Source organism: Streptomyces sp. 130, from assembly GCF_007096885.1.
Lineage (GTDB): Bacteria > Actinomycetota > Actinomycetes > Streptomycetales > Streptomycetaceae > Streptomyces.
The window spans coordinates 1-350 of sequence record NZ_VJNO01000135.1 but is presented as its reverse complement, the minus strand read 5'-3'; the positions used below and the strand labels follow the sequence as shown (position 1 = coordinate 350).

The following is a 350-nucleotide window of genomic DNA, read 5'->3' as shown; positions in this document are numbered from 1 at the left end:
TCGGTGCGGCGGGTGAAGGAGCAGCTGCGCCGGGTCCCGGACAAGGGTCTGGGTTATGGCCTGCTGCGTTATCTGAATCAGGAGACCGCCCCCGACCTGGCCGGGCCGGAACCGCAGATCGGCTTCAACTACCTCGGCCGCTTCACCACCGATGAGCACAGCGGCGGACTCGGGCTGCGCAGCGGTGCCGACGACGCGATGCCGTTGGCGCACGTGGTCGAGGTGAACTCGCTGATCGAGGAGGGCGGTGAGGGCGGCCCGGTGCTGCGGGCGGTGTGGTCCTGGGCGGGCGAGATCCTGTCCCGGGACCGGGTCGAGGAGCTGGCCGAGGCCTGGTTCGCCGAGCTGGC

At 70.9% G+C, this 350-nt stretch carries 1 protein-coding gene; it reads left to right on the top strand.

All coding sequences use genetic code 11. The features are described from left to right. Positions 1-350: hypothetical protein (locus FKN01_RS32335; protein ID WP_221939397.1), on the top strand; the 350-nt coding region annotated here is incomplete at both ends.